Genomic DNA, 22,917 nt, shown 5'->3' on the forward strand with positions numbered 1-22,917 from the left:
CGCTGTCCGGCTTATCGATTGCGTGTGGCCGACTATCGTCATCGACAAAAGCTGTGCGCGAATGCGTGCACGACAAGGGAGAGGTTTTCATGAAACGCACGAAGACGGCGCTGATGCTCGCGGCATCGGCATTCGCATGCTTACCCGCGCTCGCGGCGGCCCAGGACACGGCGGCCGCGCCGGAGGAAGCGGAAACCGCCAGCGCGCCTGCAGCCGGCGGCGACGAGATCGTGGTCACCGCGCAGCGCCGCGAGGAGCGGCTGGTCGACGTTCCGATCTCGGTCAGCGCCGTCAACCAGGCCGCGCTCGACCGCGCCCAGGTCCGCACGGTCAGCGACATCGCCACGGTCGTGCCGAACATCCAGATCAACGAGACGATCGGCAACACCTACGGCCCGCTGATCACGATCCGCGGGCTGTCCCCCTCGGCAGACACCAGCCTCGCGCGCGACCAACCCGTGGGCCTCTACATCGACGGCGTGCCGATCGGGAAATCGACCGGCGCCGCATTCGATATCGTCGATCTGGAACGGGTCGAAGTCCTGCGTGGCCCGCAGGGAACGCTTTACGGCAAGAACACCATCGGCGGCGCGGTGAACCTCATCACCCAGAAGCCGAGCGGCGAGTTCGGCGGACAGGTGTCGGCCAGCTACGGAACCTACGACAATTTCGTGGGCAAGATGGTGGTCGACCTTCCCGAGGTCGCCGGTTTCAGCATCAAGCTGAGCGGCGTGACCAAGCAGTACGGCGGGTACTACCGTAACTCCGCCACGGGCGAGAATTTTGGCGAGCAGGATCTGTGGGCCGGGCGGGTCGACCTGCAGTGGCAGCCGGTTGACCGCTTCAGCGCGCTCTACAGCTACGACATCTCCAACAGCAAAGGCACGCCGAGCCAGCTTGCCCTGCTGGCGGTGACGGGCGCCGGGCCCGTTGCCTTCATCAATGGCCTCTTGGCGCCGTACGTGGTTAATGGGCGAACCCGCACGACCGGCTCCAACAGCGCCCTGCAGAGCGACTTCGAGACCACTGGCCACGCGCTCACGCTCCAGTGGGAGCCGGGTCTGGGCGATCTCACGCTGAAGTCGATCACGGCGCGGCGGACGGCGAGGACCCGCTCGATGAGCGACTTTGACGGCTCGCCGATCGACCTGCTGCGCTTCACGCTCAACAACGACTACGAGCAGTTCACGCAGGAAGTGCAGGCGCTCGGGACCGTCGGCGACTTCAAGTACACGCTCGGGTTCTTCTATCTCGACGACAACTACGACGTGTACAACCCGCGCTGGAACTTCCAGTTCGGCGGCAACGAGGTGTTCGACATTTCCGAGCGGGGCGGCGAGAGCAAGTCCTACGCCGGCTACGGGCAGCTTGCGTGGACGCCGTCGGCGCTCGACGGCCGCCTGACTCTGTCGGCCGGCGCGCGCTATAGCCACGAGGAGAAATCGGCTTACGAACTGCTGCTGGCGAACTCGGCCTACGCGGCCAATCCGGCGAGCCCGAGCTCGGGTGTCTTCGTGCGCGACGAAAACGGCAATCCGGTCACCCGCAGCGGCCAGCCTGCGGCAGGCGCACGGCCGGGGGCCGGAGGCATCGGCTACACCGACCTCATTCCGCTGACCAACAGCGGAACGTGGAAGAAGTTCACGCCTGAATTCAACATCCTGTACAAGATACAGCCGAGCTTCTCGGTCTATGCGCGCTATGCCACGGGCTTCAAGAGCGGCGGCATCAACGACACCGCGGCGACCAATGCGGCGTTCCTGACGCCGTACGATCCGGAGAACCTGACCTCGTACGAAGCCGGTCTCAAGTACGCCGGGTGGAACGGGGGCGTGCAGATCAACGCGGCGGTCTATCACTCGATCTACAAGGACTTCCAGGCCGGCGTGTTCGTGCCGACGCTGGTCACCACGAACATCATCAACGCAGGCGAGGCCCAGTTCACGGGCTTCGAGATCGACGGTGCGCTGCGCCCGGTCGACTCGCTGACGATCAACTTCGGCGGTGGCTATGTCGATGCGCGCTACACCGACTTCGTTCTGCCGGACGGGACCGACGTGACTGACGAATACGTGCTGTCGCGGGTGCCCGAGTGGAACTGGCAGCTCGGCGCGGTTCATCAGGCCGACGTCGGCTTCGCAACGCTGGAGACGAGCGCGAACTACTCGTGGCGCTCGTCGCAGTATGCCAGCATCGTCGCCGACCCCTTGTCGAAGATGCCTTCGTACGGGCTGCTGAATGCGCGGATCGCGCTGACCGACATCGAACTCGGCAACGGCTCGACGCTGGAAGTGGCGGCTTGGGGCAAGAACCTGACGGACAAGGAATATCTCGTCAGCGCCATCAACCTGTCGGTCCTGACCGTCGGACAGTTCGGCGAGCCGCTGTCGGCCGGCGTCGAAGCGCGCGTCAAGTTCTGATCCGGCAAAGGAGCTGACGTTGGAAGACGTGCCGTTCACACGTGGGCGGCACGTCTTCGCTTTTCTCGGCGTCGTCACTTTCCTGACGGCGATCGGCAATATCGGGCTGGTCTCCGTCATGCCGACGATCGGGCGGGCGGTGGGCATGCCCGACTATCTCGTCGCGAGCGTGTTCTCGCTGTCGGCGCTGACCTGGGCGGTCAGTTCGCCGTTCTGGACCCGCCATGTCGCAGACGCGGGGCCGAACCGCTACATCCGTGCGGGGCTGGTCGGCTTTCTGCTGTCGATGGCGGGCTGCGGCGGTGCGGTCGCGTTCGGGCTGGCCGGACTGATCACGCCGTTCGCATGCTTTCTTGGCTTCTTCGTCCTGCGCGCGGTGTTCGGCTTTCTCGGCTCCGCCTCGTCGATCGCGACCCAGTCGCTGATAGCGCATGCGACCGCGGGGGAGCAGCGCACGCGCGTGCTCACCGGGCTTGCGGGGGCGCTGAGCCTCGGCACGATCGTCGGGCCTGCGGTGGCGCCGTTTGCGATCGTCGAGCCCTTCGGGCTCACCGGGCCGATGGTGCTGTTCGCTGTGCTTGGGGCCCTGGCGCTCGCGGGGACCTACGTCTTCCTGCCGCGCGGAGCGGATGCCGCGGCCCCTTCGCAGGCGCGCACGGGTTCGGACAACTCGATCCTCGCTGTCTGGCGCGGACGCGGGAGCGGGCCTGCGCTCAGCTTCGGGCTGCTGCTTTGCAGCGCGCAGGCGATCAACCTCTATACGATCGGCTTCGTCATGCTCGACCGGGTGCAAGCGGGTCCGCTCGTGGCGCAAGACCGGATCGGCGTGACGATGACCTTAGGCGCGGCAATGGCGCTGGTGGCGCAATGGGGCCTGCCGCGGATCATGCGGCCGGTGCCGATGCGGATGATGCTGATCGGAACGGCATTGTCGCTCGTGGGCAACCTGATCGCGCTTCTCGATCCCGGCGAGCTGGCCGCTTCGGCCGGATTCGTCGTCGCCTGCTTCGGCTACGGTCAGGCGCGGCCGGGGTTCAGCGCCGCAGCATCGCTGGGCGGCACCGACGCGGAGCAAGTGGCGATCGCCTCGGCAACGTCGTTCATCGCCGGAGCTTCGATCATGCTCCCGCCAGTGGTCGCAGCGGCAGCCTACGAAAGCTGGGCGGGGGCGCCGTTCGCCCTTGCGATCGGCTTGCTGATGCTCGGCGTCGGTGCGCTGGCAGCAGGGCCTATTGTCTTTCGCGAGCGATAAACAGTTTGCTGCGGGGCGCTTTATCGCTGGCCGGGCGCGGCTTTATCCTCTGGCTCTGATTTCGAACGATGAATGCGCGCGCCTGCCAAAGCGCGGCACGGATTGTGGAGAAGGATCAATGGATCGCTATCTGGTAATTTCCTCCGACGGACATGTGGGCCTGCCGCCGGAACGCTATCGCGAGTACCTCGACAGCAAGTATCACGAGCTGTTCGACGAGACCGTGCAGAAGGAGATCAAGGCGCGCGAGGAGCACGAGAAGCGCTTCCTGATCGACGACTTCAACAACAAGTGGCGCGCGAAGGTCGGCGACGGGCTCGAAGGCGCATGGGACGGCACGATCCGCAATCGCATTCTCGATGGCGACGGCGTTGCGGCCGAGGTCCTGTTCCCCGACGGCATCACGGAGCGCAACGCGCCGCCGTTCGGCGCCGACATCGGCCTGCGCCCCAGCGCCGATCGGGCCGAACTCCAGTGGGCCGGCGCTCGCGCGCATAACCGCTGGCTGGCCGAATTCTGCCAGGACGACCCGCATCGCCGCATCGGCCTCGCCGTCATCCCCGCGCTCTACGATCTCGACGAGACCATGAAGGAGATCCGCTGGGCGGCCGAGAACGGCCTGAAGGGCGTGTTCTTCCCCTCATTCACCGAGGGCTATGACATGTACAACCACACCAAGTATCACAAGGTGTGGGCGATGCTGGAGGAGATGAACCTCCCGCTGCACTTCCACTCGGGCGCCTCGCCGGCCTACGACACCACCCAGCCGGGCTGGATCGGCACCTATCTGTGCGAATTCGCCTTCTGGATGACCCGTCCGCTCTGGGGCATGACCTTCGGCGGCGTGTTCGAGGAGTATCCGAAGCTCAAGGTCTGCTTCACCGAGGCCGGCGGCGAGTTCTGGTTCCCCTGGATCATGCAGCTCATGGATATCCGCGCTTCGGCCAAGCACACGAGCGGCAAGCTCGGCGACTACTACGCCAATATGAGCATGAAGCCGAGCGAGTACTTCGCCCGCAACGTGTGGGTCGGCTGCTCCGCGTTGCCGGACGAGGAAACGACCCAGTCGTACTACGACATCGGCATCGACCGGATCCTCTGGGGCACGGACTATCCGCATCCGGAGGGCACCTGGCCGAACACCGCGGAAAAGATGTTCGCCAGCCTCGGCGGCCTGCCCGACGACGATATCCAGAAGATGCTCGGGACCAACGCACTCGAGGTCTACGATCTCGACGAGAAGGCGCTGTGGGACATCGCCGCGAAGATCGGCCCGCGGCGCGAATCGTTCATCAAGGAAGCGGCCGAGTAAGCCAAGCTGGCCACCAAGTCCGGACCGATTGTTTTCCCGGGCGGCGATGCTAAGCGTCGCCGCACGGGAGAACGCATGTCTAACTGGCGCGGCATCGAGGAATTTCTGGCGGTGGTACGCCACGGCAGCTTCACCGCTGCCGGCGAGAAGCTCGGCGTCTCCAAATCCTTCGTCAGCAAGACCGTGCAGGAACTGGAGCAGCGCCTGGGCGTGCAGCTTCTCGTGCGCACCACTCGCCGGCTGTCGCTGACGGGCGCGGGCAAGAGCTTCTACACCGAATGCTCCGAGCTGCAGGACCGGCTCGAGCAAGTGGAGCGCCGGGTCGCGCGCTACAGCTCCGAGCCCGTCGGGCGCCTGCGCGTCGGCCTCAGCGACATCTTCGGTTCCGACTTCATGTCGATGATGCTGGCCGAATTCAGCCGCGAGAACCCGGCCGTCGTCATCGAGGCGATCGCCTATCTCGACGAGAACGAGATCTCGCAGGAGCAGTACGACGTCGTCATCCGCTACGGCAATCTGCCGAGCTCGAACCTCCGCGCGCGCATGTTCGGGTACCTTTCGTACTGCCTCTGCGCCTCGCCCGACTATGTCGAGCGCAAGGGGTGGCCCTCCAAGCCCGCCGACCTGCGCAACCACGACTGCCTGACCGACCTCACCGCGACGATGCGGTTCAACGACGATGTCGAGGTCAAGGTTTCCCCGCGCTGGCGCAGCAACAGCGGCATCTCGCTGCGCAGCGCGGTGCGGCAAGGGATCGGCATAGCCAGCCTGCCGATCACCATCATGCGGCAGGGACTGGCCGATGGCACGGTGCTCGCGCTCGAGGAAGAATGGGCCTATTTCGACCGCGAGTGCTGGGTCGTCTACTCGCCGGGGATCATGGCCGCCTCCACCCGCGCATTCATCGACTTCCTCGTGCGCTACGTGAACCGAGAGAAGGTTCGTCCCTCGCTCGCGGCCAAGCTGGCGGCGCGCTACTGATCGATTCCGCGCGATTGTTCGCCCACATGCACGAAGAGTGCGCGACCGAAGCCTTCCACACCGGAACCCAGCGGTTATTCTGCCTTCAACGAAGAGACGGGTGAGTGCGTCCCACGGGCGCACAGCACCGGACAAGAGAGAGGATAAGTGATCGTGCCCCAGGTGGATCGTTTCCCCATGCCCATCCCATTCGGCTGGTTCTGCGTGGGCTATTCGTCGGACCTCAAGGTGGGCGACGTGAAGCCGCTCCACTATTTCGGCCGCGATCTCGTCCTGTTCCGCAACGAGGAGGGCGAGGCGGGGCTGCTCGACGCCTATTGTCCGCACTTGGGTGCGCACCTCGGGCACGGCGGAACGGTCGAAGGGGATTCGATCCGCTGCCCGTTCCATGCGTGGCAATTCCGGCCCGACGGGTTCTGCTCGAAGATTCCCTATGCCAAGGCCTTTCCGCCAAAGGCCAAGCGCGAGCCGCTGGCGAAGCCTTATCCGGTTTCCGAGAAGTCCGGCGTCATCTGGGCCTGGTATCACCCTGACGATGTGGCGCCGGAGTTCGACGTCCTCGACTATCCCGAGTTCGTCGATCCGGAATGGGCCGAGCCCACCAAGCGGGAATGGCGCTTCGCGAGCAATCCGCAGGAGATCGCCGAAAACGGGGTGGATGTCGCCCACTTCGCCTACGTCCATTCGATGGATGCCGTGCCCGAGGGCGAGACCACCTATGACGGCGTTCGCCGCCGCTCGGTCGCGCGCGGGCACCGCACGATCCCGCTCCCCTCGGGCGAGATGAAGCAGGTCCCCTATTCGGTCGAGACAGTGCAGAACGGCGCGGGGCAGAAGTTCACCCGGCTCAAGGGTCTGGTCGAACTGAGCCTGCTGGTTCTCGCCACCCCGGTCGAGGCGGACGATGTCGAGCTGCGCTTCTGCTTCACCCATCCCAAGGTCGAGCCCGGCTCGATGGAGGAAAAGGCGATCCAGGAAGCGATCGCCAATACCTGCGGACAGAAGGGCGTCGAAGGCGACATTCCGATCTGGGAGCACAAGATCCATCGCGCGCAGCCTTACTTGTGCGATGGCGACGGCCCGATCCTGCGTTTCCGCCGGTATTTCGAGCAGTTCTATGCCGAAGGTCCGGAAGGCGGCCGGCTGAGCGTCGCCGCCGAATAGGCGCGGTGCCGCCAGGCATCGCCGCAAATTGTCGAAAAGAACGAACGAGAGGAGAAGTCTTATGTCCAGGCTCCGCTATGTCGAGGGTCCGAGCGATAACCGTGGGGCCGGCATGCTGCGCAACACCGTCTACGGCATCCGCGCGACCTACGAGACAGACCGCGAGGTGATCGATGCCCTGCTGCCGCGCCCGCTCGAAGCGCTCGAGCGGCCGGAGATCTGGCTTCAGATGGTCCACGTCGCCATGCACCGGAGCGAGGACGAGACCATCGAGATCGGCGCGCTCACCGCGACCGTTCCCTGCACGTATGAGGGTGCCCCGGGCGCCTACTGCTTCCACATGGCGATGGAGGGCGAGAGCGTCGTCACCTCCGGCCGTGAACGCTATGGCGAACCGAAGAAGATCGCCGAGACCCATTTCGAGCGTGACGGCGACCGCATTCGCGCCACCTGCACGCGCCACGGCATCCCCTATTTCGAGATCGAAGGCACGATCGGCGACAAGATCGACGAGCCGCTCGAGTTCGAGGAGCACATCTTCTGCTACAAGGGGCTGCCCTCGATCACCACGCCGGGCGAGTTCGACGGGGACGTGTTCCTCACCCGCCTGAACTGGCAGCGCAAGTACACCGACCGCCGCGCGATGAACGGTACGATCACGCTGCGTGAATCGCCGTGGGACCCGCTCGCCGACATTCCGGTCCGCAAGCTCGTCGACATGCAGTACGTCGAAGGCGGCACGGCAACCGGTGGTCAGCTTCTGCGCAAGGTTCCGGGCGAGTGGATCGCGCCGCACTGGGTCGGCCGGATGGACGAGCCGCGCAACGCCGGCATCGAACTCGGCCAGCGAAAGGCGGCCTGATGCAGGATTTCTCGGGCCGCGTAGCGGTCGTTACCGGCGGGGCCAGCGGCGTCGGAAAGTGTATCTGCACCCAGCTTGCGGAGCAGGGCGCGCATGTCGTGATCGTCGACATCGACCCCAAGCGGATCGAGGCGACGCGCAGCGCGATCGAGAGTGCCGGCAGCGGTCGGGTGCTCGGCATCGCATGCGACATCACCCGTGAAGAAGATGTTCGCGCGCTGGCGGCGAAAGTCTTCGCTGAGTTTCCGACCGTCCACCTGCTGTTCAACAACGCAGGGGTCGGTCTGGGCGAGGCGGCCAAGAAGATGTGGGACATCCCCATGAGCGATTGGCGCTGGGGGCTCGACGTCAACGTCCTCGGCGTCGTGCACGGGATCGCTGCCTTCGTCCCGCGGATGCTCGCGGCGGGGGAGGAGGGGGTGGTGATCAACACCTCCTCCACCAACGGCGGGCTCCGTTCGCTGCCCAACACGCCGATCTACGCGGCGACCAAGGCGGCGGTCACGAGCATATCCGAAGTGCTGCACCAGCAGTTGCTGCGCGAGGGCGGCAAGCTGCGGGCCGCGATCCTGTTCCCCGGGCCGCACACGGTGAACACGGGCATTCTCGCTTCGGGTGAAGTCCGCCCTGCGCAATACGTCGACAACGAAGATCAGAAGAAGGTCGCTTACCGCACGATGGACGATTTGCTGAAGACCACGGGCTTGCAGATGAAGCTGACCGAGCCGGAGGAAGTCGCCGAATTCGCCCTCGCGGGTGTCAAGTCGGGGCGATTCTGGCTGATTCCCGAGAACCCGGACGGCGACAGGATGATCGCGACCCGCACCGAGCAGATCCTGGCCCGCCAGGACCCGCCCTCCGCATGGTAACCGCGTCGCCTGCCATGGTGGCAGAGGAGAACGCCGCCCCGCGCCGGGGCGGCGCTTTCCGTTGGCTTGTCGTCGCGATCCTGTTCGTGGGTTATTGCTTCAGCGCGATCGACGCCCGCGTGCTGACATTGATGGTCGAGCCGATCCAGAACGACCTCGGCCTTACGGACTTCGAGATGGGGCTGCTGCAGGGCTTCGCCTTCTCGATCCTCTATTCCATGGCGGCGCTCCCCATCGGCCGCTACGTCGATCGCGCGAAGCGTCGTTCGATGCTGATCTTCTGGGGCGTGCTGTTCTGGTCGCTGATGACGGCGATGTGCGGCTTCGCCAGTAGCTTCGTCGGCCTATTCATTGCGCGCGTCGGAGTGGGCGTGGGCGAAGCGACGCTCAGCCCGACCGCCTACTCGCTGATCAGCGACTACTTCGAACGCAAGCGGCGGGCGCTGGCGATCAGCTTCTATGCGATCGGCTATCCGATCGGTGGGGGGCTGGCGCTCCTGATCGGCGGCTGGCTGATTACCCATTTCACGAAGCAGGGCGGCCTTATTCTGCCGCTCCTCGGCGACTTCGAGCCATGGCAGGCGGTGTTCCTGTGCGTCGCCGCTCCCGGTATCCTGGTCGCGGCGGCAATGCTCCTGATTCGGGAGCCGCCGCGCCAGGAACTGGCGAAGGAGTTGGCGCAGCGCAGCACGCTGCGCGAGGGCTTCGACTATGTGATGCAGCGCAAGGTGCTGTTCGGCTCGCTGATCGGCTCGCTGGGGCTGATCGCGCTGCTGGCGATCGGTACGGCACTGTGGTTCCCGACGTTCCTGATCCGGACTTATGCGATGAGCCCGGGCGAAGTGGGCATGTACTACGGTGGCGTCATGCTCGTGTGTGGCACCATCGGGACCTTGTTCGGCGGATGGCTGTCCGGTCGGCTGATGCATTCAGGGCGGGCCGATGCGAATATGCGCATCGTGTTGTTCTCGACGCTGCTCAAGGGCTTTCCGCTGATCCTGGCCCCTCTGATGCCCACGGCTACGCTCGCGCTCGCGATGATGGGGCTGGGGACGCTGATCGGGCAGGCCTCGCAAGGGGTGATGCTCGCCGCGATCCAGGACGTGACGCCGAACCAGCTCCGGGGCCAGGTCACGGCCATCGCGCTGCTGGCGGTCAACCTGCTCGGGATGGGGCTGGGCGCCAGCGTCATCGCGGCGATCACGGACTTCGGTTTCGGCGATCAGGGTGCGCTGCGATATTCGATCGCGATCACCGGGGCCGTGACCCTGCCGCTGATCCTTGTCATGCTGGTCGCGGCGCTGCCGCACTACCGCCGGGCGGTGGAACAGCTCTCGAGCTGACCGCCCGGCCGCCGGCAAGGGCAATCCCGAACCGCGTCCCAAGGTTTCGCGAAACCACCCGCGGCGCCCGACGTTGAGAGACGTATGAGGCGCGGCGGGTGATCCTTGATGGCTGGCAGGGCACAGTTCTGGTTGACTTATTGCGGTTCCGCGCCCGAACCGGCCGAACTCGCCGCGCGCTGGAATTGGGACCCCTGGCTGCTTGCCGCGATTGCGGTAGCGTCGGCGACCCATGTGCTGCTCGCACCGCGGGATCGGACACGCGATGCCGCTTTTGCCGGCCTCGTATTGGCAATGCTGGTGCTCTTCGTTTCGCCGTTCTGCTCCCTGGGCGCGGCACTGTTCACGGCTCGAGTGGTTCATCATCTGGTGCTCGTGTTCGTCCTGGCGCCTCTGCTGGTCGTGTTGTGGGGCGAAGCCCTGCTGCGCGTACGCGGTTCGCTGGCGGTGTGGACTGCCGTTCAGGCGCTGGTGTTCTGGGCATGGCATGTCCCGACGCTCTACGCCGCAGCCCTTTCGCATGACGGTCTGTTCTGGACGATGCAGTTGTCGATCGCGCTTTCCTCCGCCGTCTGGTGGGCAAAGCTCGCGCGCGCGCCCGTGGCGGGGAGCGTCGCGGCCCTGCTGGCAGCGATGGTGCTCATGGGGCTGCTGGGTGCACTGCTGACTTTCGCTCCGCACGCGATCTACGAGCCGCATCTGCTGACGACCCGGCCCTGGGGGCTCTCCGCACTGGAAGATCAGCAGATCGGCGGCGTGGTAATGTGGGCGCCGGGCTCGCTGGTCTATCTGGTGGCGGCGATGGCGATCCTCTTCCGGCGCCTTTTCGGCAACCAGCCAGCCGAGCCGGTGCGGTGAGGGAAACACTCGCCGAATGGGCCGAAGACCACCGCAGCCGCGGCCGCTACACCCCGGTGGGGGTCGCGTTCCACTGGATCATGGCGGCCGTCGTCATATACCAGCTCGTGTTCGGCTGGATGATGCAGCGCTACCCCGTCGGCGCCGATAAGCTCGACGCGTATCGCCTGCACAGTGAAGTCGGGCTGACGCTGCTGTTGCTGGGGGCGCTCCGGCTGCTCTGGCGGCTGATGGTGCCCGGCCCGATCAACGCGGCGGACCGGATGGGTTGGAAGACCACGGTGGCGCATGGGATGCACGCCCTCTTCTATGCCTTGTTCGTGATCTTACCCCTCACGGGATGGATCATGTGGTCGTCCATCGATCCCCCGATGCCGCTAAGTCTGGCAGGGATCGTCGAGGTTCCGCCGATGCCGTTTGCCGACCTCACGCCCGAATGGCGGACGTGGCTGCTCGATTCGGCCGAGGATGCCCATGTGGCCGGCGTGGTCCTGCTGACACTGCTGGTTCCGGCGCACGCCGTCGCTGCGATCAAGCACCACTTCTGGGATCGGGACGACGTTCTCGAAGGGATGCTGCCCGAGGTTCCCGACGACCAGGTGCATCCGGCAGGGCCGAAACACACGCCGCCACAGCTCGAAGCTCCCGCTCGTGCAACAGGCGACTGACCTCGCCCATCGCCCCTTGGGGATCGCCGTAGCGCCTGCCGCTGCGCCAGGCACGCAACTGGCTCTCGTTGTAAGCCGCGGTCTGCCACGCGAGCGGCGGCCCGCCGGAACCCGCGCCTGCCAGATCGCCGCCGTGGCACGTAGTGCAAGCCGGCAGGTTGCGGGAAGCATCGCCGGAGAAGACGAGTTGCCGAGCATGCGGCGTGCAGTCCGCCGCATGAGTGCCCGGCGCGCCTGGCGCTGCCATGTCCGCGTAGTGGTTAGCCACGGCGAGACGGTTATCCCACGACAGCCGGGCGGCGATCGCCTCCATCGCGGCGTGTCTGCGCTGCCCAACGTCGTAGAGCTCGAGCTGGCGCACGAAGTAACCCGGATCGAGGCCGGCCAGGCGCGGCACAAGCTTGCCGTCGCCTTCTCCGTCAAGGCCGTGGCAGGCGATGCACGCATTGGCCGCACCGGCATCGCCGCCCGACAGCGCGATCAGTTCGCCGCTCTGCTCGAAGGGGCCGGTGACGGGCGCGGTGTCGGTACAGCCCGTGGCGAGCGTCACCGCGACAGTAGCGAACATGGCGTCTTTCACTCTCCCCATCGTGGGCAGGAACCGGCGCCCGGCATGAACGGTTCCCCATTCTGATGGGGGAGCGCGATGCAACGTTCAGATCTCGTACTTTGCGGCAGGTCGGGGTGGCGATCTTGCTGACGGTGGCCGCATGCAAGCCGCCGCCCGATGACCGCGTCTCGCCATCCGCAGATGCGGTCGAGCGAGGGAAGGCGGTGATAGAGCGAGTATCGTGTGGCTCCTGCCATGTCATTCCGGGGGTTGACTGGCCGCGCGGTCGAGCGGGACCTTCGCTGGAAGGGTTCGACGATGCCGGCTTGCTTGCCGGCGCTTTGCCCAACACGCCGGCGAACCTCGCCGCCTTCGTCCGCGATGCGCCCGCCGCCAAGCCGGGCTCGACCATGCCGGCTATGCCGATCACCGCGGCCGAAGCGCAGGACGTGGCCGCCTATCTCTACGGGATGAAGGATGAGTAAGGGGCAGGCATCCGGCATAATGGAGGCGCTGTGGGGATGGCCGCCGCCGGTGCTCGACCCGGCCGGTCCCTATGCGAGCAGCGTGACCACGCTTGCCTGGGGCTTGCTGATCATGGGTCTGGCGGTGACCGGGGTCGTGATCGCGGCGCTCTACGTGGCGATCAAGGGGCCGGAACGCTGGCGAAGGAAGCTGGGCGGCGAAAAGGCGGTGTGGATCGGCGGGATTGCCTTCCCCGCGGTGGTGCTCACCGGTCTGCTCGTCTGGGGCCTTGCGCTTACCACGTCGTTGACCGAGCCCATCACGGGGCGCGAGGCACGCGTGCGGATCACCGGCGAAATGTGGTGGTTCCGCGTCGAATATCTCGATTCGGCCGGCCGCGTGATCGTGCGCGACGCGAACGAACTGCACCTGCCGCTGGACCGCCCCGTCGTGCTTGAACTGCGCTCCGCCGACGTGATCCACAGTTTCTGGGTGCCGCACCTTTCAGGCAAGAAAGACATGGTCCCGGGACGCATCAATCTGCTGCGGGTGGAAGCGAGCCGAACCGGAAGGTTCGGCGGGGTCTGCGCCGAATACTGCGGCGGGCCGCACGCCCTGATGGGGTTCGTGACGGAAGTTCACGAGGAGGCCGACTACGACCGCTGGCTCGCGGCGCGCGCCGCACGGCAGGCGCAACCCGTCGCCGCCGGCGCGATCCCCGGGCGCCCCGGCGAAGTCGTGCGCGACCCTGCAGAGCCGCAGCGCTACGATCCGGCGCGCGGATGGGCGCTGTTCCGCGATACCGGCTGCGCCGCCTGCCATCGCATCGCGGGGACAGAGGCGAACGGCCTCGCCGGCCCCGACCTCACCCACGTCGGTACCCGGCTGAGCCTCGGCGCCGGCATCCTGCCCAACCACCGCGGCACGATGATGGGCTGGGTCGCCGACAGCCAGTCGATCAAGCCCGGTAATCGCATGCCCAGCTACGACCGGCTCTCGGCCGAGGAACTCGGCCATATCGCCGCTTTCCTGGAAGCCCAGAAGTGAGCGAAACCGGATTCGATCATGCGCTCTACGACCGCTTTCCCACCACCGGCCCGCGCCCGGAGGGCGAGTTGGAGAAGCTGCAGAAGGCCTGGCGCGTTCCTCGGGGTTGGGGCCTGCTGACGGAAGTCAACAACAACTACGTCGGCTTCTGGTACGTGGCGGTCGCTTTCCTGTTCTTCATCCTCGCCGGGATTCTCGCGCTGGTCATGCGGGTGCAGCTGGCGGCACCGCTACAGGATATCGTGCCGATGGAGACCTACAACCAGGTCTTCACCATGCACGGCACGGTGATGATGTTCCTCTTCGCCGTGCCGATGGTCGAGGCGATCGGCGTGCTGCTGCTGCCGCAGATGCTGGGCGCGCGCGACCTGCCGTTTCCGCGCCTGTCCGCCTTCGCCTTCTGGGCCTATGCGATCGGCGGGATTTCGTTCTTCTTCTCGCTGTTCGTCGGCCTCGCCCCTGATGGGGGCTGGTTCATGTATCCGCCGCTCACCTCGATCGCGTTCTCCCCGGGGATAAATGCCGACTTCTGGCTGCTCGGGATCGGCTTCATCGAGATCTCGGCCATTGCTGGCGCGATCGAGATCATCGTCGGCGTGCTGCGCACGCGTGCGCCCGGCATGACTCTCGACCGGATGCCGATGTTCGCCTGGGCGATGCTGGTCTTCGCCTTCATGATCATTCTCGCGTTTCCCTCGGTGATCTTGTGCACCCTGCTGCTGGAGCTCGAGCGGGCGTTCAACTGGCCGTTCTTCGATCCCACGCGCGGCGGCGATCCACTGCTATGGCAGCACCTGTTCTGGTTCTTCGGGCATCCGGAGGTCTACATCATCTTCCTGCCTGCGGCCGGGCTGATGAGTATGATGGCCACCACCGTCGTGCGGAAGGAGCTTGTCGGTTACCGGCTCAACGCCCTGGCACTCGTCGCCACGGGCTTCATCAGCTTCGGTGTCTGGGCGCATCATATGTTCGCGACCGGTATGCCGCGCGTCGCGACCGGCTATTTCTCGGCGGCATCCATGGCGGTCAGCCTGCCGGCGGGCATTCAGGTGTTCTGCTGGATCGCGACGCTCGCCAGCGGGCGCATCCGATGGAACACCGTGTCGCTGTTCGTGATCGGCAGCGTGCTCGTCTTCACCATGGGCGGCCTCACCGGGGTGATGGTGGCGATGGTCCCCTTCGACTGGCAGGCGCACGACACCTACTTCATCGTCGCGCACCTCCATTACGTGCTGATCGGCGGGATGGTGTTTCCGATGTTCGCCGCATTCTACCACTGGGCCGGCGTGACGAGCCGGAATGCGCTGTCCGAACGGGTCGGGAAGTGGGTCTTCGCATTGATGTTCGCGGGCATTCACATCGCGTTCCTGCCGATGCATCTCACAGGTCTGATGGGGATGCCGCGGCGCGTCTACACCTATCTGCCCGACAGGGGTTTCGACCTGCTCAACCTCATCTCGACCATCGGTGCGTTCGTGTTCGCGGCCGGGGTCGCGCTGTTCGTATTCGATCTCGCGCGGCGCTTCCGCTTCTCGGTGGATAAGGGCGTCGGCAACGTCTACGACGCGGGTACGATCGAGTGGTTGCCGACGGGTCTCTACTCGGTCCGGTCCATTCCGATGATCCGCAGCCGCCAACCGCTGTGGCACAACCCGGATTTCTGCCGTGACGTGAAGGAAGGGCGCTACTTCCTGCCCGGCACGGTAACAGGTCTGCGCGAAACCATCATCACCTCGCCGGCGAACGCAGAGCCGGAGTATCTTGAGATCATGCCGGGTCCATCGCCGTGGCCCGTCGCTGCTGCGGTCTTCACGGCAGGCTTCTTCCTGTCGCTGACGGTGCAGGCCTACGTCTTTGGTTTCACTTGCGGGGCGGTGGCCATCTTCGCGACGCTGCGCTGGCTGTGGGAGACAGACCGCCCGGTCCGGAAGCGGATTGCCGACATCGGTGCCGGAATCGAGGTGCCGATCCAGATCGCGGGACCCCGAAGTCATGGCTGGTGGGCGTTGAACGCCTTGATGGCGGTGCTCGGCACGATGGGGGTGATGGCGGGATTCGCCTATCTCTATCTCTACGGAATTCATCCCGATGTTTGGATTGCCGCTCCGCCGCTGCTGACTACCGGCGCCGTCCTTGCTCTCCTCCTGCTGGCGTTGTTCGCCGCCTGGGGCGCGCGGCGCGTGCTTGCTCGACACGAGGAAGGGACGTTCGCGGGTCAGATGCCGTGGCTGTTGGCGGCGGCGAGTTCGGCGCTGGCAGCGGCCGCCTGCTGGCTCGACGTGACCACCTGGACCGCCGCGGGGCTCGCACCGGCGAACAGCGGCCAGGGCGCAACCGTGTTCGCCATGGTCGTGTTGCAGGGCGGGGCGGTCGCGGTGGGGGCGATCATGGCCGGTTATCTGGGGCTGCGTAGCGGGCGAGGCCTGCTCAGGCCGCCGTTCAACACCACGATGGATATCGTCTCGCGCTTTCTCGGTTTCGGAGCCCTGCAGGGCCTCGCATTCGCTGTTCTGACGCGGCTTGTACCGGGGCTGACAGGATGAGCCGGTTCGACAACTGTATCGACTGGTTTGCTGCCGTCGCCGCGCTCGCGATCTGGACTGCGCAGTTCATGGCCAAGTGGGCTGCGAGTGTGATCTTTCCGGACGCCGCGCCCGGTCGGATCATCGGGCTTCTCCTCTCGCTTGCGGGCCTTGCCGCACTCGTCTGGCTGTGGCGTTGGCGCCGCGTTCGTTCGCTGTGGACGACCGCCGGGCTGGCGATCGCCATCGCAGCGCTCGCAACCGCCTTCGATACGCTCCCGGCGCTGTTCGGCTGAAGCGCGGCAAGCAGTCCCGGCGCTGTTTCGAACAGCAGGCCGGGAAGTGCTCTAGAGGATGGGCTTGCCGCCGGTGACCCCGACGGTGGCGCCCGAGACATAGCTCGCCTCGTCCGCCGCGAGCATCACGTAGACGGGTGCCAATTCGGCAGGCTGGGCGGGCCGGCCGAGAGGCGTGTCCTTGCCGAAGTTCTTCACCTGCTCGATCGGCATCGTCGAGGGGATCAGCGGCGTCCAGACGGGCCCGGGCGCCACGCAGTTCACCCGGATCTTGTTCTCGCCGAGCAACTGGGCGAGGCCGCCGGTGAAATTCTGGATGGCGCCTTTGGTGGTTGCATAGGCGAGCAGGGTCGGCCGCGGCATGTCCGCATTGATCGAGGTCGTGTTAATGATCGATCCGCCTTCGCCCATGTGCGGCAGCACCGCCTTCACCAGATAGAACATCGCGTGGACGTTGACCGCGAAGGTCTTCTCCCATTCCTCGTCGGGAATGTCCTCCACCTTTTCGTAAGTCATCTGATGGGCGGCGTTGTTGACGACGACATCGATGCGCCCGAACAGTTCGGCGGCCTTGTCCGCGATCGTCCGGCAGTGATCGGCCGAGCCGATGTCGCCGGGCACGAGCACCGCTTTGCGGCCTGCCTCCTCGACCCAGCGCGCGGTCTCCTTCGCGTCCTCGTCCTCGTTGAGATAGGAGATCAGGACATCCGCGCCTTCGCGCGCGAAAGCGATCGCGACCGCCCGCCCGATGCCGCTATCGCCGCCGGTGATGATCGTCTTCTTGCCGGCGAGACGCCCGGAACCGCGATAGCTGTGCTCCCCGTGATCGGGCCGTGGGTCCATGGCGTCGGTCGTGCCGGGCACCTGCTGTTGCTGTGCGGGCAGAGGAGGCCGTGGCGCCTGGGATGCGGTTTCGTTCATGAACTACTCCTCGGGAAAATGGCTTGCGCGCGCGCGCCGTTTCACTTCGAACGGGCCGCCCCGCCGCTCGTTCCGGGAGAGATGATCAGCCATCCGAGGTCGCGCGCGCTCCATCTTCAACGAAATGGACCGGGCTGTCCGGCGTGCAGGAACAGCACGGCAGGGCGCGGGAGCAAATCGATCCGCCACCAGGCGGGCCTGTCACCCGCTGGAGCGCGGGATGATCGTGATGCCGGCGTCGTTCTCGAGGACGGCATGCTTGACCTGGTCGAGCCGCTCGAGCCCGTGCTGAGCACGAGCGGCCACCATGACGTCCGCCGTATCCATGCGGGTCTTCCTCAGGGCCCGCTCGTCGATCTTGCCGTCATGAATCAGGAATGTCGGCCGGCCGTCGATTACCTTCGATACCGCGGGCGACCATCGCTTGACGTACGAAAGACCGATATCGAGCAGAAACAGCGTGACGATCAGGATCGCCGCATTGGTGATCGAGAAGTCGTCGCCCAGCAGGGCCTGCTGCGTCGTCTCGGCGACAATCAGGAGCAGCACGAAATCGAACGGCGTAGCTTGCGCCATCGTGCGCCGACCGGACACGCGGATGATCACCAGCAACAGGAGATAGAGTGCGATGCCTCTGATTACGCTGTCCATGCACCCCTCCTATGGCAAGACCACGATGGGAAGTTCGCCGGTCGTTTCGCCGTTCACCGCGAAGCGACCGATGTGCGTGGGGAGCGACGGCCGGCTGGCACGAATGGAGAAGACGATGCTTCGCTTGCCCGGGCCGGGCGAAGATTCGAACTGATAGCGATGCCCGTTCGGTGTGGCGCTGACAGATGATGGCTGCGGCGCGATCGACTCGATCGCGAACATCTCTGCGAACTCGTTCGGGACCGTAATCTCGATATCGCCCGTGGTGTCTTGCGGAACCCTGACAGCGAGATTGTCGGCGGCCGCCCACCGTGAAACGCGCGGAACGTCCAGCTCCGCCGCCCCGGCGGTCGCCTGCTGCCGCGAAAGCACGCCGCCGCTACCGGTAAGGCCCAGAGCAGCGACCAGCAGCAGGGCGAGCATGATCAGCCATGAGACCCGGCTGATCGCCCAGTGCCGCTCCTGAAGCGGGCGGTCTGCATCGACGTCGACGGATGAATCGGAAGACATCTCCGGGTGCCCCAAGCCGGGGGCACTCAGAGAGTCGCGACCTTGGCCGGCGGCAAACCGCTCGTTTCCGCCTGGGCCTTGAGCTCCTTCTTGCGGGCCAGCAACTGCTCGCCCAACGCGTCGAGATCGACGTCGCTGGCGCGGGCTTGCTGAAACATGTTCCCCTGCATCTTCTCTTCTTCGCGCACGTGATGCTCGATCTGTTCCTTCAGCACCAAAACCTTGGCGTCGTAGAACTCTTCATCGGGGCTGCCCGCGGCGATATCGTTGACGAGCACCTTGGCGCCGTCGTGCTCGACGTAGGCTTCCTTGAGCAGGCTCTCCTCGATCTTGCCCTCAAGGGCCGGATAGAAGATCTCCTCCTCGATCATCGTGTGGATCTTGAGTTCGTTGCAGATCTTTTCCGCGATGCTCCTTTTGCGCTCGATCCCCGATGCTTTCTCGTACTGGCCGAACAGATCCTCGACCTTGCGATGATCGGCTTCGAGAATGTGGGTTGCATCCGTATCAGTCTGTGTCGCCATCTGCTTGCTCCTCTGCAGAGCAGACGCTTCTGAAGGCCGCGGCGTTCCTTCCACGGCGGTCGCGGGCCGTGAGCCGTTGCTGAGCTGCGACCACGCGTGACAAGTATACGCAGATCAGTTCCGCTATCGGGATGCGGCGGCCAGTCGCGACAAGCGGCTCGCTCAGGCCCGCCCTCGGAAGAGCAAGTCCTTCGGCAGGCGCTTGCTCGGACGCAGAACGATGACCAATACGCCCAGGATAGCCACTGCGGCTCCGACCAGAAGTTCGACCGTCAGAGGCTCCTGCACCAGCAGAGCGCCGAGCGCGACCGTCAGCAGCGGGTTCATCAGTGTCAGCGGCGCGATGACGTTCACATCGTGCCTGCTCAGGAGCCAGAAATAGACGGTGTGGGCACCGACCGAGACGACCAGGGCGGAGAAGAGCAGAACGGCGACGAAGTTCCACCCAGCGGAGGCCGTAGCGGCAATCTGGCCCGATTCGGTGATCGCCGACAGCGGCAGCAGCAGGATCATCCCTGAAAGGCCCGACCACGCCTGCAATCGCATCGGCGAGATCGACAGCTTCTTGAGCAGGACGCTGCCGAGCGCGCCCGCCAACGCCGATATCGCCACAACCAGGAGACCGAGCGAGGCGGAAAGCCTCCCCTGGCCCACGAGTACGATCCCGATCCCGACGAGCGCCAGAAGGATTCCCAGAGCTCGTCGCCAGCGCACCCGCTCGCCGAGCAGCGCGATGGCGAAGAGAACCGCCGCGGGCGCGCTGGCGAGGCTTACGATTGCAGCGGAAGAGGCAGTTGCGGTTCGCAGCCCGATGAAGAGCAAGGCGAAGGACGCGCCGCCGAGAAGGAGCGCTACGAGAACCGTCCGGCCAAGGGGAGCGGGAAGCGGGCGCAACCAGGGCAGGAGGACGATCGCCACGAGAGCGGAGCGGATGCCGGCAAAGAAGACCGGCGGAATCTCGAACGGCCCCACGGCAAATTTGCTCACCACCACGTTCAGCGCCCAAACGAGACAGACGCCGACGAGGATCAGAAAATCGCGGAGGGGCATCAGGCTCCGACGGGCCGCTCGAATCTCGCCCAGCGACAGCCGTAGGGCTCGAGTTCGAAGTCCTGTTGCCTTTCGACTGCGCTGCCGAGGGCTTCTGGCTGTGAGGCGAATATGACGCGCCCTATGCCACTCGGCGCCGAGGAAAGGTCGATCTCGGCGCGTGCCTTTCTATCCGCGAGGTTGTGAAGCGTCAGCAGTGTGTGCCGTCCATGTTCATAGGCGATGGCGACGACCGCCGGATGGCCGGTATCGAGATCCTGGGGCGCGGCACTGCCGATTTCCCGGCACCGGCGCCGCAAGCCCGAGAGGTCGCGGATCCAGTTCAGGAGGGAGCCGGCATCGACGTCCTGCAGGGCAACGTTGACCTTCTTGAAGCCGAAGGGGCCCTCGCCCACCGGCTGGCGAACCGGTTCGGCGGGCGTAAATCCGGCACCGGGCGCATCCGACCATTGCATTGGCGTGCGGACGGCAGTTCGACCGGGGAGCGAGAGGTCTTCGCCCATGCCGATCTCGTCTCCGTAGATGATCGCGGGCGAGCCGGGCAGTGCGAACAGAAGGCTGTAGGCCAGCTTCAGGCGTTTCAGATCGCCGCCAAGCATGGGGGCGAGGCGGCGGCGGATGCCCCGGCCATAGATCTGCATATCCTCGTCCGGCGCGAAGGCGGCGAAGACTTCCTCCCGCTGCTCGCGCGAAAGTCGTTCGAGGTCGAGTTCGTCGTGGTTGCGCAGGAAGTTGATCCAATGGCAGTCGCGCGGAATCTTCGGCAGCAGCTCGAGCGCAAAGCGCACCGGCTCCGCCTCCTGCCGCGCCAGCGCAAGGAACAGATAGTTGGTCATCAGGAAGTTCAGCAGCGCATGCAGTTCGTCGTCATCTCCGAAGAACGACGCAATCTCGTCCGGATTCTCGTCCGCCTCGCCGATCAGCATCGCGCCGACGGCGGTGGTGTCGACGAAGGAACGGAGCTGCCGCAGCACCTCGTGCCCTGCCTCCAGCGGTGCGTCGCCAGGGCCCTTCGGCTCGATCATGTGCGACGCGGCATCCACGCGAAAGCCGCTCGCCCCACACGTGAGCCAGAAGCGCAGGATGCGATCGATCTCCTCGCGCAGTGTCTGGTTGGTGTGGTTGAGATCTGGCTGAAAGCTGTAGAAACGGTGATAGTACCACTTCCCGCTCACTTCGTCCTTTGCCCAGACGCTGTCCTCCACGCCGGGGAAGATCGGTCCATTTCCCGGCACGGGCGGCACCGGTTCGTCGGACCAGACATAGAAATCGTGCTCCTCGCTTTCGGGATCGTTCCGCGCCTTTTCGAACCAGGGATGTTCGTCGGACGTATGGTTCAGCACGAGGTCGAGGACCACACGAATGCCGCGCTGATTGGCGCATGTTATGAACTCGATCAGCTCGCCGAAATCCCCGATATCGGGATCGATGGCGTAGTAGTCCGAGACGTCGTAGCCGTTGTCCCGGCCGGGCGTGCGGAAGAAAGGCATCAGCCACACGCAATTGACTCCGAGACCCTCTATGTAATCGAGCCGCTCGATCAGGCCGCGAAAGTCGCCGATCCCGTCGCCGTTGCTGTCCTGGAACAGGCCCACGTCGACGCCATAGATGATCGCGTCCTTGTACCAGATGTTCCGAGGGTCAGACATTCGTTGGTTCCCGTAAGTTGTCGCAGGGGTTCTGGGGCAGCCGGGGCAACACCTCCTCACCGAAGGTGGCGAGGAACGCGCGCTGATTGTCGCCGACGTTGTGGAGGTAGATCTCGTCGAAACCCAGATCTGCGGCTTCGACGATCGCGGAGACGAAGTGCTCGGGCTCGGATGCCATGATCACGTGGCCTTCGAGATCCTCGGGGCCGAGATCGCGTGTCGCCTCCTCGAAATCCTCGGGACTCGCACAGTTCTCCGCCACCTGGGGTTCCACGACATTGAACCTCCAGTTGCGCCATGCGAGATCACGCGCTTCCCCTTCGGTCGGCGCCCACGACAGGTGCATCTGCAGGATCAGCCGCTTGCCCGCGCCTCCGCCACGACGAAACGCGGCGACCACTTCCCCCAACTGCTCGCGCGGCATGTTCACGGTAATGAGGCCGTCGGCCCATGCGCCCAACCACTGCGCCGTTTCGGGACCGAGTGCAGCGCCGACGAGGAGCGGATGCGGCTGGGCCGGCCGGGTGTAGAGGTGCGCTTCCCGAACGGGAATAGGACGTTCGCTGGAAACCGTCTCCCCGTTCCACAGCGCGCGGATGATCCGCGCACCCTCTTCCAGGCGGCTGTTGCGTTCGGCCTTGGGCGGCCAGCCTTGGCCTACCACGCTTTCGTTCAGCGCCTCTCCGCTGCCGAGCCCGAGCCAGGCGAGCCGGCCCGGGAAGAGGCGCGCAAGCGTCGCCCCGGCTTGCGCGACGATCGCCGGATGGTAGCGCCAGCCGCCCGGAACAGCCAGCGTCCCGAACGGCACACTTGTGGCTTCCATTGCTGCCCCGAGCCAGACCCAGGCGAAGCCCGACTGGCCCTGCAGCTCGCTCCACGGCTTGAAGTGGTCCGACGACATCACGGCGCCGAAACCCGCCCGCTCTGCTTCCCGAGCCAGTACGCGGAGGTCCTCCGGAGCGAACTGTTCGTGCGAGGCGTGATACCCGATCAGCACGTCGGC

21 protein-coding genes and 1 pseudogene are annotated in these 22,917 nt (G+C 65.5%); 14 read left to right on the plus strand and 8 right to left on the minus strand.

Annotation, left to right across the window (positions count from 1 at the left end; all coding sequences use genetic code 11):
* The first annotated feature begins 89 nt into the window (after window positions 1-89).
* The 10 genes from ETX26_RS01145 to ETX26_RS01190 all read left to right on the plus strand — a co-directional run bounded on the left by ETX26_RS01145 (window position 90) and on the right by ETX26_RS01190 (window position 11,729).
* On the plus strand, window positions 90-2,420 hold the full coding sequence (locus tag ETX26_RS01145; protein ID WP_225425446.1) for a TonB-dependent receptor: 2,331 nt from the start codon (window positions 90-92) through the stop codon (window positions 2,418-2,420).
* Window positions 2,421-2,448: 28 nt separating this feature from the next.
* On the plus strand, window positions 2,449-3,672 hold the full coding sequence (locus tag ETX26_RS01150) for an MFS transporter (RefSeq protein WP_225425569.1): 1,224 nt from the start codon (window positions 2,449-2,451) through the stop codon (window positions 3,670-3,672).
* Between the two features lie 118 nt (window positions 3,673-3,790).
* On the plus strand, window positions 3,791-4,984 hold the full coding sequence (locus ETX26_RS01155) for an amidohydrolase family protein (RefSeq protein WP_129522885.1): 1,194 nt from the start codon (window positions 3,791-3,793) through the stop codon (window positions 4,982-4,984).
* Between the two features lie 75 nt (window positions 4,985-5,059).
* The gene (locus ETX26_RS01160; protein WP_129522886.1) at window positions 5,060-5,965 is read left to right on the plus strand and encodes a LysR family transcriptional regulator; all 906 of its coding nucleotides are present in this window, start codon (window positions 5,060-5,062) and stop codon (window positions 5,963-5,965) included.
* A gap of 177 nt (window positions 5,966-6,142) precedes the next feature.
* Window positions 6,143-7,129 carry a Rieske 2Fe-2S domain-containing protein gene (locus ETX26_RS01165; RefSeq protein ID WP_129522887.1) on the plus strand — a complete coding sequence of 329 codons (987 nt, stop codon included), beginning with the start codon at window positions 6,143-6,145 and terminating at the stop codon, window positions 7,127-7,129.
* 61 nt (window positions 7,130-7,190) lie between these two features.
* Window positions 7,191-7,991, plus strand: coding sequence for an acetoacetate decarboxylase family protein (locus ETX26_RS01170; RefSeq protein WP_129522888.1), 801 nt, complete (start codon window positions 7,191-7,193; stop codon window positions 7,989-7,991).
* On the plus strand, window positions 7,991-8,860 hold the full coding sequence (locus ETX26_RS01175) for an SDR family NAD(P)-dependent oxidoreductase (protein WP_129522889.1): 870 nt from the start codon (window positions 7,991-7,993) through the stop codon (window positions 8,858-8,860). The genes ETX26_RS01170 and ETX26_RS01175 overlap by 1 nt, the downstream gene beginning before the upstream one ends.
* Complete coding sequence (locus ETX26_RS01180) at window positions 8,854-10,203, plus strand: MFS transporter (RefSeq protein ID WP_129522890.1); 1,350 nt, start codon at window positions 8,854-8,856, stop codon at window positions 10,201-10,203. The genes ETX26_RS01175 and ETX26_RS01180 overlap by 7 nt, the downstream gene beginning before the upstream one ends.
* Window positions 10,204-10,311: 108 nt before the next feature.
* On the plus strand, window positions 10,312-11,061 hold the full coding sequence (locus ETX26_RS01185; RefSeq protein WP_129522891.1) for a cytochrome c oxidase assembly protein: 750 nt from the start codon (window positions 10,312-10,314) through the stop codon (window positions 11,059-11,061).
* A complete protein-coding gene (locus ETX26_RS01190; protein WP_129522892.1) occupies window positions 11,058-11,729 on the plus strand; it encodes a cytochrome b in 672 nt (223 codons plus the stop codon). The genes ETX26_RS01185 and ETX26_RS01190 overlap by 4 nt, the downstream gene beginning before the upstream one ends.
* Window positions 11,730-11,751: 22 nt before the next feature.
* Here the strand turns inward: ETX26_RS01190 and ETX26_RS14570 are convergent.
* A pseudogene (locus ETX26_RS14570) lies at window positions 11,752-12,318 on the minus strand (c-type cytochrome); the annotation flags it as partial.
* Window positions 12,319-12,413: 95 nt separating this feature from the next.
* Here ETX26_RS14570 and ETX26_RS01200 point away from each other — a divergent pair.
* Genes ETX26_RS01200 through ETX26_RS01215 form a run of 4 tightly spaced genes read left to right on the plus strand, consistent with a single transcriptional unit; the run spans window position 12,414 to window position 16,609 of the window.
* Entirely contained in the window at window positions 12,414-12,764 is a 351-nt protein-coding gene (locus tag ETX26_RS01200; protein ID WP_225425447.1) for a c-type cytochrome, read from the plus strand.
* Window positions 12,757-13,791 (plus strand): cytochrome c oxidase subunit II, encoded by a 1,035-nt coding sequence (locus ETX26_RS01205; RefSeq protein WP_129522895.1) that lies wholly within the window; start codon window positions 12,757-12,759, stop codon window positions 13,789-13,791. The genes ETX26_RS01200 and ETX26_RS01205 overlap by 8 nt, the downstream gene beginning before the upstream one ends.
* A complete protein-coding gene (locus ETX26_RS01210; RefSeq protein ID WP_129522896.1) occupies window positions 13,788-16,334 on the plus strand; it encodes a cbb3-type cytochrome c oxidase subunit I in 2,547 nt (848 codons plus the stop codon). The genes ETX26_RS01205 and ETX26_RS01210 overlap by 4 nt, the downstream gene beginning before the upstream one ends.
* On the plus strand, window positions 16,331-16,609 hold the full coding sequence (locus tag ETX26_RS01215) for a hypothetical protein (protein WP_129522897.1): 279 nt from the start codon (window positions 16,331-16,333) through the stop codon (window positions 16,607-16,609). Before ETX26_RS01210 ends, ETX26_RS01215 begins: the two co-directional genes overlap by 4 nt.
* 51 nt (window positions 16,610-16,660) lie before the next feature.
* On the opposite strand, the gene ETX26_RS01220 is transcribed toward ETX26_RS01215, so the two are convergent.
* The 7 genes from ETX26_RS01220 to ETX26_RS01250 form a co-directional block, all read right to left on the minus strand.
* Window positions 16,661-17,530 (minus strand): glucose 1-dehydrogenase, encoded by an 870-nt coding sequence (locus ETX26_RS01220; RefSeq protein ID WP_129522898.1) that lies wholly within the window; start codon window positions 17,528-17,530, stop codon window positions 16,661-16,663.
* A gap of 201 nt (window positions 17,531-17,731) precedes the next feature.
* Window positions 17,732-18,181 (minus strand): DUF421 domain-containing protein, encoded by a 450-nt coding sequence (locus ETX26_RS01225; protein WP_129522899.1) that lies wholly within the window; start codon window positions 18,179-18,181, stop codon window positions 17,732-17,734.
* 9 nt (window positions 18,182-18,190) lie between these two features.
* Window positions 18,191-18,691, minus strand: coding sequence for a hypothetical protein (locus tag ETX26_RS01230; RefSeq protein WP_129522900.1), 501 nt, complete (start codon window positions 18,689-18,691; stop codon window positions 18,191-18,193).
* Window positions 18,692-18,717: 26 nt separating this feature from the next.
* A complete protein-coding gene (locus tag ETX26_RS01235; RefSeq protein WP_129524087.1) occupies window positions 18,718-19,215 on the minus strand; it encodes a hemerythrin domain-containing protein in 498 nt (165 codons plus the stop codon).
* A 162-nt stretch (window positions 19,216-19,377) separates the two neighbouring features.
* Window positions 19,378-20,265 (minus strand): DMT family transporter, encoded by an 888-nt coding sequence (locus tag ETX26_RS01240; RefSeq protein ID WP_129522901.1) that lies wholly within the window; start codon window positions 20,263-20,265, stop codon window positions 19,378-19,380.
* Window positions 20,265-21,914, minus strand: coding sequence for an alpha-amylase family protein (locus ETX26_RS01245; protein ID WP_129522902.1), 1,650 nt, complete (start codon window positions 21,912-21,914; stop codon window positions 20,265-20,267). The genes ETX26_RS01240 and ETX26_RS01245 overlap by 1 nt, the downstream gene beginning before the upstream one ends.
* Complete coding sequence (locus tag ETX26_RS01250; RefSeq protein WP_129522903.1) at window positions 21,907-22,911, minus strand: TIGR03885 family FMN-dependent LLM class oxidoreductase; 1,005 nt, start codon at window positions 22,909-22,911, stop codon at window positions 21,907-21,909. Before ETX26_RS01250 ends, ETX26_RS01245 begins: the two co-directional genes overlap by 8 nt.
* Window positions 22,912-22,917: the final 6 nt, after the last annotated feature.

This window comes from Pelagerythrobacter rhizovicinus (genome assembly GCF_004135625.1).
GTDB lineage: Bacteria > Pseudomonadota > Alphaproteobacteria > Sphingomonadales > Sphingomonadaceae > Pelagerythrobacter > Pelagerythrobacter rhizovicinus.